Origin of the sequence: Streptomyces sp. NPDC049687, assembly GCF_044465285.1 — a bacterium.
GTDB lineage: Bacteria > Actinomycetota > Actinomycetes > Streptomycetales > Streptomycetaceae > Streptomyces.
In genome coordinates, this window is record NZ_JBITLN010000003.1 from 475,685 (window position 1) to 484,398 (window position 8,714).

An 8,714-nucleotide genomic window follows, 5' to 3' on the forward strand; every position below is an offset into this window, starting at 1 on the left:
CGGAGGCCGGCGCCGACGATCCGGCCCCCGTCGGCGGAACGAGCGCGCTGCTCGCCCGCCTCGCCGTCCTCCGCGAACGGATCACCGCCCTCGTCGAGGACCGTGCCGCCGGCGACCCCACGGCCGCCGACCCGTTGCGCGGGCTGTACCTCTCCGAGGAGGCGGTACGGCACCTGCTGTCCCGGGAGCCGCTCCGCCCGGTCGGCGTCCCCGCGGACGGCCTCACGCAAGCACCCGCCGACCGCCTCACCGCGCTCGCCGTCCGTCTCTCCCTCACCGACCTCGACGTCGCCGTCCTCCTCATCGCTCTCGCCCCCGATCTGGACCGCGCCTTCGAGCCGCTCTACGGCTACCTCAACGACGACGTCAGCAGGCGCCGGGCGACGGTCGGTCTCACCCTGGACCTGTGCGGGGCGTCCGCGCACCTCGCGCCGGCCCGCGCCCGCTTCCACGCGTCGGCCCCGCTGTGCGCGCTCGGCCTGCTGGAGGTCGAGGAACCCGAACGCCCCTTCCTGTCACGGACGTTGCGCGTCCCCGACCGGCTGCTCGCCCACCTCCTGGGCGACGACACCCCGGACGCGGCCCTGCACGGCCACCTGCACCCGCTGCCGCCCCCGCTGCCCGCCGACGACTTCGCCCACCGGCTGGCCGAGCGGGTCGCGCACGGCCCCCTCGCCGTGTACCTGCGCGAGCACCGTGAGGGCGACGGGCTCGCCGCCGTGGCCGCCGCGCTGCACACGGCCGGTGTCGAAGCGCTCCGCTTCACCGGCCCCGCCGACCACCTCCCCGGTCTCCTGCGCGAGGCCCGGCTGACCGGCCGGGCGGTCGTCGTGTCCGGGCTTCCCGAGCAACCGGCCGCGCTCGTCGCCGCGTTGACCGCCGTGCCGGACGTGACCGTCCTCCTCGCCGACCCCCGCCCCTACGATCCCCACTGGTCCCCGCACGACCCCCTGGTCCTGGACGCCCCCCGCCGCCGGGCGGGCGGAACCGGTGTCTGGGCGACCGCCCTCGGCGCCGAGACCGGCTTCGACCTCGCCGCCACCGTCGCCCCCTACCGCCTCGGCGGCGACCGGGTCGCCCGGGCCGCGCACGCCGCCCGCGCCCTCGCCGCCTTCGAGGGCGGCCCGCTCACCGCCGACCACGTCCGCCTCGCCGCCCGCCAGCAGTCCGCCTCCGGCCTGGAGCGGCACGCCCGCCGGATCCGCCCCGACGTCGGCTGGGAGGACCTCGTCCTGCCGGAGCGGCCCCTCACCCAGCTCCACGAACTCGCCCTGCGCGCCCGCCACCGCGACCGCGTCCTCGGCGACTGGCGGCTCAGCGCGGGCGGCGGAAGGGGGAGAGGGGTGCTCGGGCTGTTCGCGGGGGAGTCGGGCACCGGCAAGACCCTGTCCGCCGAGGTCGTCGCCGCGGAACTCGGCCTCGACCTGTACGTCGTCCAGCTCTCCTCCATCGTCGACAAGTACGTCGGCGAGACCGAGAAGAACCTCGAACGCATCTTCACCGAGGCCGACCGCACCGACGCCGTCCTCCTCTTCGACGAGGCCGACGCGGTCTTCGGCAGGCGCTCGGAGGTGAAGGACTCGCACGACCGGTACGCCAACATGGAGAGCGCCTACCTGCTGCAGCGCCTGGAGTCCTTCGACGGCATCGCGCTGCTCACCACCAACCTGCGCGCCAACATCGACGAGGCGTTCACCCGCCGGCTCGACCTGGTGATCGACTTCCCGTTCCCGGACCAGGAGCAGCGCCTCGCCCTGTGGCGGCACGGGCTGTCGCACGTGCCCTGTGCCGAGGGCGTCGACCCAGGCCCCCTGGCCCGGGAGTTCGAGCTGGCGGGCGGCTCGATCCGCAGCGCGGTGGTCACCGCCGCCTACCTGGCCGCCGGACGGGGCGAGCCGGTGGGCGACGGCGACCTGCTGGAGGGGGCCCGCCGCGAGTACCGCAAGGCGGGCCGCCTGGTGCCCGGCGAGGCCAACTGGTAGCCGGGCCGACGGGCCCTACTCCACCCGCCACTTCTGGTTGGGCGTCCCCGAGCACGTCCACAGCTGGAGCTTCGCGCCGTTGCCGGTGCCGTTGTCCTTGACGTCGACGCACTTGTCGGCCTGTGGGTTGACCAGGTCGCCGTACTGGCTCAGCACGAACTGCTGGGCCGGGTTGCCGCTGCACCGCGCCAGCTGGATGACCGCGCCGTCGTCGCGGGAGCCCCAGGCCACGTCCATGCACATGCCGACGGACCGTACGGTGCCGTCGCCGCGGAAGTCCCACTTCTGGTTGGCGGAACCGGCGCAGTCCCAGATCTGCAGCGGGGTGCCGTCCTTGCCCTTGCCGTTCTGGGCGTCGGGGACGTCGATGCACCGGTTGGAGGCCTGGCCGATGATCAACTGCCCGACGACCTTGGTCGTGGTGTCCTGATCGCCGGAACTGCCGCTGCCGCTCGACCCCTTGGAGCCGCCCGAGCCCGACCCGGACCCGGACCCCGAGCCCGAGCCCGATCCCGAGCCGCTGGTGTCGTCCTTCGGCGCCGGGGCGGAGGAGACCGGCCGGTCGGGCAGCGCCTCGGCGGAGGAGTCGGTCTTCGGCGCGGACGGCGCCGGCGCGGAGGGACTGGGCAGCGCGGTGCTGCCGGCCTCCACGAGTCTCTCCTTGGCCGCGCTGGTCACCGTCGGCTTGTAGGACAGCCAGATCATCACGAACGCGATCGCTAGGGCCACCGTGATGCTCAGCGCGGTCGCCAGCCACCTCGGCAGGAACCCGCGCTGCACGAACGTGCCGTCCACCGACAACGGCACCGTCCCCGACCGCTGCACGGTCAACGCGTACGGCCGCTGCTCCTTCGACCCGAACCAGATGATCTGGCGGGGCCGCAGCGTGGTGTCCACGAACGCCGCCCGGCCCGGCTCGATCTGCACATTGCCCGGCCGGAACTCGTACGACAGGTTGTCACCGACGTCCGCCCCCGCGACGGACGCGGTGACCCTGCTGTTGCCGAGGTTGTCGATCGCGAGCCGGGGACGCCCCCGGAAGCGGCCCTTCACGGTCGGCGGCACCAGTTCGGCGCGCACCTCCGTGAACGGGGTGATCGTCAGGTTCCCCTCCGGCACGGTCACCGCGTCGGGGTGCTCGGTCGGCGTGATCCGCACCGCGTACGGGTTCGGACCGGCCGTCGCGTCCGGGGTGCGGGGCGGGGCGAAGGTCAGCTCCACCGTGCCCGTCGTGCCCGGGTAGAGCCGCAGCGTCTGCGGCTCCACCGTCGTCCAGGGCGCGACGGATCCGACGGGCTCGAAACGGTACTCGTCGACGACGTCACCGGTGTTGCGCACCCGCAGCCGGACCGTGGTGGTGCCGCCGGGGTCGACGGTCGCGGCCGCCGGTTCCAAGGAAGTCCAGAGAGTCACCTCACGGGCCCTTTCAACGGTGGGTAGGGAAGTGGCTGCCTCACAGGGTGAAGCGCACCGCCTCCAGTCGGAGCTTCAACTCCATGGGGCTGCCGCCGTAGACCCACTTGTCCTTCGCCTTGGGGTCAGAGCAGCCCACACCGAGCCAGCCCTTGTCCTTGATGTGCGCGTTCTGGCACACGGAAGTACCGTCCCCCAACCCGATGGTGAAGCCCTGAAGCGGCGAGACCGCCTCCTTGAGGCTGCCGAGGTACATGTCGACGCCGTCGGCCGCCTTCGACCACTTGCTCCCGGTGAGCCAGCCCTCGTTCACGTGGGCGCCGTTGCCGATGACGCCCTTGGTCCCCACCGTGGCGATGTTCAGCTCCTTGATGGGCAGCGCCTTGCCGGTCGTGCCCGCGATCGCGCCGTCGCACACCGGGTCCTGCCAGCCGCGGTCGGCGACATAGGCGCGGTAGCAGATGTGCCGGCCGTCGCTGCGCGCGGCCAGCGCCTGCACCGCGTCGGCGGCGGTCTGCTTCTTCGGCTTCGTGGCCTTGTCCGAGGAACTCCCGCCGCTCCCGCTGCCACTGCCGCTGCCGCCACTGTCGCTGCCGGCCGTGGCCCCGCCGGTGGTCTCGGAGACGTCCGGGGCGGCGGGCGCACTGGTCTCGGGCGCGGCCGGCGCGCTCTCGATGGGCGTCGAGGGGCTGGGCAGCGCGGTGGCGCCGGCCTCCGCGAGCTTCTCCGTCGCGAGCGAACGCACCTGCGGCTTGTAGGAGAGCCAGATCATCACGAACGCGATCGCGAGGGCCACCGTGATGCTCAGCGCGGTCGCCAGCCACCTCGGCAGGAACCCGCGCTGCACGAACGTGCCGTCCACCTCGAGCGGTTGCGCCCCCGACCGGCGCAAGGCCAGGCTGTACGGCTGCTCCTCCTTCGACCCGAACCAGATGATGTTGCGCGGCCGCAGTGTGGTGTCCACGAACACCGCCCGACCGGGCTCGATCTGCACGTTGGCCGGCTGGAGTTCGTACGACAGCCGGTCGCCGTTGTCGCTGCCGCTGAGCGAGGCGGTGACCTTGCTGTTGCCGAGGTTGTCGATCGCGAGCCGGGGACGCCCCCGGAAGCGGCCCTTCACGGTCGGCGGCACCAGCTCGGCGCGCACCTCCGTGAACGGGGTGATCGTCAGGTTCCCCTCCGGCACGGTCACCGCGTCGGGGTGCTCGGTCGGCGTGATCCGCACCGCGTACGCGTTCGGACCGGCCGTCGCGTCCGGGGTGCGGGGCGGGGCGAAGGTCAGCTCCACCGTGCCCGTCGTGCCCGGGTAGAGCCGCAGCGTCTGCGGCTCCACCGTCGTCCAGGGCGCGACGGATCCGACGGGCTCGAAACGGTACTCGTCGACGACGTCACCGGTGTTGCGCACCCGCAGCCGGACGGTCGCCCGGCTGCCGGGGTCGACGGTGACGGAGGCAGGTTCGAGGGAGGTCCACAGGCTCACGCACCGACGTTACGGTGGCGGCGGCGGTCGAGGTCAGAGGCCACGGGGCAGAGCGGGTGCCCGCCGGGACCGCACCGGCTGCCCTCCCGGCCGGAAGTGCGCCCGGCCGTGTCCGCGGGGGCCCGCCGGGCACCCCGTCCGCACGGCGTGGACGAGGGGCCCACCGGCCCCCGAGTGCCCTCGCGGGCAACGATCGTGCCCCGGGACATGCACGGAAGGCCGTTTCGGGCGACGCGCTTCGCGCGTGACGGTGAGAACGTCCTGACGCGTACCCCGAGGAGAGCACAGCATGCCGTCCTACCTGTCGCCCGGCGTATACGTCGAGGAGGTGGCCAGCGGCTCACGCCCGATCGAGGGGGTGGGCACCTCGGTGGCGGCCTTCGTCGGGCTCGCCCCGACCGGCCCGCTCAACGAGCCGACCCTGGTGACCAACTGGACCCAGTACGTGGCGGCGTTCGGTGACTTCACCGACGGGTACTACCTCGCCCACTCCGTCTACGGCTTCTTCAACAACGGCGGTTCGGCGGCGTACGTCGTCCGCGTCGGCGGTTCCCCGGCGGGCGCCTCCGCGGACACCAAGTCGCCGTCGGCGGTGACAGGTTCGGGGTCGGCCCCCGCCGCGCTGACCGCCGGTGAGCCCAAGCAGCTCGGCACGTTCACCGTGACGGCCGTGGCGCCGGGCAACCTGAGCGTGGAGGTCGCGGACGCGGAGGGCGAGGGCCCCGCCGAGCGGTTCAAGCTGATCGTCAAGGACGGCGACCAGCCGGTCGAGACGTTCGACGTGTCGGCGAAGAAGGGCAACCGCTCCTACGTCGTCACCCAGGTGAAGGAGCGCTCCAAGCTCATCACCGTCGCCGAGGCCGCCCCGGCCGCACAGCTGGCCCGCCCCGAGAACCAGACGGTCGCGCTGCCCTCGGCCTCGTCCGCCGCCCCCGCCGTGCCGTCGTCGGACGAGGCGGGCTCGGTCGGCCCGGCCCAGTACCTGGGCGACAGCGCCGACCGCACCGGCTTCGGTGGCCTGGAGGCCGTCGACGAGGTGTCCATGGTCGCGGTCCCCGACCTGATGGCCGCCTACCAGCGTGGCGCGATCGACCTGGAGCAGGTCAAGGCCGTCCAGCTCGGCCTGATCGCGCACTGCGAGCTGATGGGCGACCGGGTGGCGATCATCGACCCGCCGCCCGGCCTGAACGCCCGCCAGATCCGCGTCTGGCGGCAGGAGACGGCCGGCTACGACTCCAAGTACGCCGCCCTGTACTACCCCTGGATCAAGTCCTTCGACCCGGCCACCGGCCAGGCCCGTCTGGTCCCGCCGAGCGGCCACGTGGCCGGCGTCTGGGCCCGCAACGACTCCGAGCGCGGCGTCCACAAGGCCCCGGCGAACGAGGTCGTACGCGGTGCGGTGGACCTGGAGATCCAGATCACCCGGGGCGAGCAGGACCTTCTGAACCCGATCGGCGTGAACTGCATCCGCGCGTTCCCCGGCCGGGGGATTCGCGTGTGGGGCGCGCGGACGCTGGCGTCGGACCCGGCGTGGCGCTACCTCAACGTCCGCCGGTACTTCAACTACCTGGAGGAGTCGATCCTGATCGGCACCCAGTGGGTGGTCTTCGAGCCGAACGACCACGCCCTGTGGGCCCGCATCCGGCGCAACGTCTCCGCGTTCCTCGTCAACGAGTGGCGCGCGGGCGCGCTCTTCGGCGCCCGGCCCGAGGAGGCGTTCTACGTCAAGTGTGACGAGGAGACCAACCCGCAGGAGTCGGTCGACGTCGGCCGCGTGGTGTGCGAGATCGGCATCGCGCCGGTCAAGCCGGCCGAGTTCGTGATCTTCCGGCTGGCCCAGTTCTCGAGCGGGAGCGGGGAGCTGGAGGAGTAGGCGGCACCTCCCCTTCCGTAGACCCCAGTCAACTCCCCTAGAAGGAAACGAAGATGAGTCTCCAGCCGGGTGACGCCCTTACTTCGCACAATTTCGGCCTGCAGATCGACGGCGTGATGGTCGAATACCTCGCCGAGGTCAGCGGCCTCAGCCTCGAACAGGACGTCATCGAGTACCAGCAGGTCTCCGCGCAGGGCAAGCCGGTCACCAAGAAGCTGCCGGGCGTGAAGAAGGCGGGCACCTGCACGGTCGTGCGCGGTATGACCCAGTCCGCCGCGTTCAACCAGTGGATCAGCGAGTCGATCAACGGCGTCATGGGCACCGCCCGCAAGAACGCCACGATCATGGTGATGGACTACCAGAACAATCCGGTCAAGCGGTACAACATGCGCAACGCCTGGTGCAGCAAGATCGACACCAGCACGGTGAAGGCGGGCGAGGCGTCGGCGCTGACCGAGACCGTGACGATCACGTTCGAAGAACTGGTCATCGAGTAATGCGGCGTACGGCTGTGCGGGGGCCGGTGGCGGACGCGGAGCAGCCTCAGGAGGCCGCTCCGCTCCCGTCGGCGGCGCCCGCGCCCGCGCCGGCGCCTGTGCAGCAGCGCCTGCAGACGGAGTTCCCCTTCGAGCTGCCGCGCGGCTATGTCGACGAGGCGGGCACGGTCCACCGCGACGGCGTGATGCGCCTGTCGACGGCGCGGGACGAACTGGTCCCGCTCCGGGACATCCGCGTCCAGGAGAACCCGGCGTACCTGTCGGTGGTCCTCCTGGGCCGGGTCATCACCCGCCTCGGCACCCTCCCCCTCGTCCACGACGGGGTGGTGGAGAACATGTTCGCCTCCGACCTGGCGTTCCTGCAGGACTTCTACCGCCAGATCAACGCCGAGGGACACACCCGCGCCTCGGTGGAGTGCCCGCACTGCGCGGAGCCCTTCGAGGTGGAACTGGGCGGGAGCCGCCTGGGGGAATCGTGACGTACGCGACCGACCGACTGCACGAGGAGATCGCGTACGTCGCCTACCACTTCCACTGGTCCCTGGACGACATCCTGGACCTCGAACACCACGACCGCCGCCGCTGGACCGACCACATCGGCTCGCTGGTGACCCGGGGCGGGACGGAAGGCTGAGGCGTGGGATTTCTGGATCGATTCCGGACCGGCGCACGACGGGGGACGACTCCTTCGGAGGGCCGGGCGTCGGGGGCCTCCGGGGCGGAGGCGTCGAGCGGCGCGAGTGCGGGTGCGTCGGTCGCCGGTACGTCGGCTGCCGGTACGCCGGGTGACGGGGCGTCGGCCGGCGTCGGCGGGGTGAGTGCGGGTGGCCGGGTGGCGGCCGCGTGGACCGGGCTGCCGCCCCTCCAGCGGGCGGTGGCGGCCGGGGCGCCGGCGGCGGGTGTCGCCGACTCCGGCTTCGGCGGCCGGCTGGCCACCTGGCAGAACCCCACCTTCACCAGCACACGCTCACCCATGGTCCTGGACGGAACCGCGGGCGGCCTGCTGGGCAACCTGTCGGCGGACCCCGCGCAGACCTCGCCCTCCGCCGCCTCCCCGCCGCCGGCACCGGCGGGCCCGGTCCCGGCGGCGCCTCCCGTGATCCCGCTGCGGACCGCACCGCTCCGAGCGGTGCAGTCATCGAGCTTGCCGGGGGCTACGCCGACCCGAACGGGCGTCGCGCCGGGCCAGCCGGGGGCGGCACCTGGGCTGCCGGGGGGTGCGCCGGCTCTTCGGGGAACCGCGCCCTCCCGGTTTGGCACCGTTCCGGCCCGACCGGGGACCGCGCCGACCCCCGCGGGAGCACCACCGACCCTGCAACGAGCCACGTCCGCACTGCCGGGCCTCCCGTCCGCCCTGCCAGGCCTCGCAACCGGCGTGCCCGGCGCCGCATCCGCCCGGCCGGGAGCCGCACCTTCTCTGCCGGGCCTCGCAACCGGCGTGCCCGGCGCCATGCCTTCCCTGCCGAGCG

General features: G+C 72.9%; 7 protein-coding genes. 5 read left to right on the forward strand and 2 right to left on the reverse strand.

The features are described 5' to 3' along the window. Positions 1 to 47: 47 nt before the first annotated feature. Positions 48 to 1,982, forward strand: coding sequence for an ATP-binding protein (locus ACIBVL_RS12115; RefSeq protein WP_399097195.1), 1,935 nt, complete (start codon positions 48 to 50; stop codon positions 1,980 to 1,982). 15 nt (positions 1,983 to 1,997) lie between these two features. Here ACIBVL_RS12115 and ACIBVL_RS12120 read toward each other — a convergent pair whose 3' ends face one another. Continuing rightward, positions 1,998 to 3,395: a ricin-type beta-trefoil lectin domain protein gene (locus ACIBVL_RS12120; RefSeq protein WP_399096024.1), complete on the reverse strand. Its 1,398-nt coding sequence runs from the start codon at positions 3,393 to 3,395 to the stop codon at positions 1,998 to 2,000. Between the two features lie 40 nt (positions 3,396 to 3,435). Then, entirely contained in the window at positions 3,436 to 4,875 is a 1,440-nt protein-coding gene (locus ACIBVL_RS12125) for a hydrolase (protein ID WP_399096027.1), read from the reverse strand. A gap of 289 nt (positions 4,876 to 5,164) precedes the next feature. Between ACIBVL_RS12125 and ACIBVL_RS12130 the strand changes: the two genes are divergently transcribed. The 4 genes from ACIBVL_RS12130 to ACIBVL_RS12145 are packed head-to-tail and all read left to right on the forward strand — an operon-like array spanning position 5,165 to position 7,879. Then, a complete protein-coding gene (locus ACIBVL_RS12130; protein ID WP_399096030.1) occupies positions 5,165 to 6,748 on the forward strand; it encodes a phage tail sheath subtilisin-like domain-containing protein in 1,584 nt (527 codons plus the stop codon). Between the two features lie 53 nt (positions 6,749 to 6,801). Beyond that, a complete protein-coding gene (locus ACIBVL_RS12135) occupies positions 6,802 to 7,245 on the forward strand; it encodes a phage tail protein (RefSeq protein ID WP_399096033.1) in 444 nt (147 codons plus the stop codon). Continuing rightward, positions 7,245 to 7,724 carry a hypothetical protein gene (locus ACIBVL_RS12140; RefSeq protein WP_399096036.1) on the forward strand — a complete coding sequence of 160 codons (480 nt, stop codon included), beginning with the start codon at positions 7,245 to 7,247 and terminating at the stop codon, positions 7,722 to 7,724. The genes ACIBVL_RS12135 and ACIBVL_RS12140 overlap by 1 nt, the downstream gene beginning before the upstream one ends. Continuing rightward, positions 7,721 to 7,879 carry a DUF6760 family protein gene (locus tag ACIBVL_RS12145; protein ID WP_399096039.1) on the forward strand — a complete coding sequence of 53 codons (159 nt, stop codon included), beginning with the start codon at positions 7,721 to 7,723 and terminating at the stop codon, positions 7,877 to 7,879. Before ACIBVL_RS12140 ends, ACIBVL_RS12145 begins: the two co-directional genes overlap by 4 nt. The last annotated feature ends 835 nt before the right edge of the window (positions 7,880 to 8,714 follow it).